The sequence below is a fragment of the Lacihabitans sp. CCS-44 genome (assembly GCF_024343735.1).
GTDB lineage: Bacteria > Bacteroidota > Bacteroidia > Cytophagales > Spirosomataceae > Leadbetterella.
Genome location: NZ_RJUE01000043.1, coordinates 1 through 1,501, shown reverse-complemented (window position 1 = coordinate 1,501; position 1,501 = coordinate 1). Strand labels below are relative to the sequence as shown.

At 32.8% G+C, this 1,501-nt stretch carries 2 protein-coding genes; both read right to left on the bottom strand.

The features are described from left to right. Positions 1-256: 256 nt before the first annotated feature. Positions 257-907, bottom strand: a complete 651-nt coding sequence (locus EGI26_RS07440; RefSeq protein ID WP_255077227.1) for a hypothetical protein — start codon at positions 905-907, stop codon at positions 257-259. A gap of 387 nt (positions 908-1,294) precedes the next feature. Next, on the bottom strand, positions 1,295-1,501 hold a 207-nt coding region (locus EGI26_RS07435; RefSeq protein WP_255077443.1), incomplete at its 5' end, for a hypothetical protein.

The following is a 1,501-nucleotide window of genomic DNA, read 5'->3' as shown; positions in this document are numbered from 1 at the left end:
TGTAAATAGGAATGCTATTGAAAATCGTAGGGTCATAATATTACGCACAACGAACAGGGCTTGTGGTCAGGTGGGGGCTTTGAAACTCGTCCGCCCGAACGTCAGCCGATATAAATTACTGATGTTGAGTTACTTACCAATGTTCAATCGGTTTCCGTCCGCCGAAACAAAAGTACAAAAGAATTCCAATTGTTCAATAACTTCAGTCAGCCCCCCACTTGCCACAAACCCATGTTGGCAGAAGTTTTTTTTACGATTAATCAAAAATTAGCAACAAAATTAGCCCTAAAATCATTGTCAAAGTTACCGCTCTATCCATACTAATTAATGGTTTATTTTTTATAAAACCGTATGGTAACATTACTATACCTACAACCACAAAAAAATAAGACCATTTGCTGTCTTTGTCTTCCAATTCTGTTTTGAGCTCCAGGTTAATGTAATTAATACCGTCTTTTTTCAGTCCATAAACATCATTATAGTCATTCCAAAAAGAACCTTTATTCAAATTATCCAATTCAGATTTTTTTATTTTTAATCCTACTCTATCACCAACTTTAATATTTGCTTTAAAAGAATTGTGGTCAGTCGCCTTGTAAGTCATTGCTGTAATTTTAAACTCATGCTGATATTCCTTAGTTGTCAGTATAATATCTCGATAGGTCGTCGATTTGATTTTGTATTCATCATATTTTGGAGTGTCTTTAAGTGTAACATTAATTGTACTTAATTCGTTGTCTGGCAATGAATTGTCACGAAGTGCTAAATAAAGAAACAGAAATATGAACGCAATTGAAATTGTAATAACAATAATTCTGTCTCGTCTCGTCACAAGTTCATTCGGTTTCTTTATTGCAAGCATTTTCTGTCTGTCCCGCTTATTTTGTAGTCTCTCGTTTCTGCTCATAAAATTTCTGCCAACGAGTATATTTGCGAAACTCATTTTTGGAGTTTCGGTAATATCGTTATTAAATTTTGATTGATTTTATTGTTAATGTGCTGCTAATAAGATTATTGTGAAAATTGGGGAGTTTCGGTAATATTTTCATGAGAATATCTGTGTTTTGATTTTTATGTATTTCAATATCAAATATATTGTTCGAAGTTCTACTTTCCAAGCATTTATTTGAGTTTTAATTTATCCAAAGGACTTACGATTTGATCAAAGCCTTTGGTGGTTATGTGGGTGTAGATTTCGGTAGTTTTGGAGCTGCAATAATCGAATAAAGATTAAATACGCCTTATGTCAGTTTCATTTTTATATAGAGACAATCTTTAGGTCTAATACGTAGGATTAAGTCATAGAAATTATGAAATTCGAACAGAAATTCCTCAAAATTGAATACAAAATCGTAATTGGAATGCCGCCCGAATTGAACACAAAATCGCCAATATTGAATACAAAATCGTGGATGTTGAACACAAAATCGTCAATGTTGAATACAAAATCGTCAATATTGAACACAAAATCGTCAATATTGAATACAAAATCGTGAGCGGA

Excerpts from the sequence above, each read along its gene's own strand:
- EGI26_RS07440 (WP_255077227.1), bottom strand. The coding sequence starts at position 907 with ATGAGCAGAAACGAGAGACTACAAAATAAGCGGGACAGACAGAAAATG.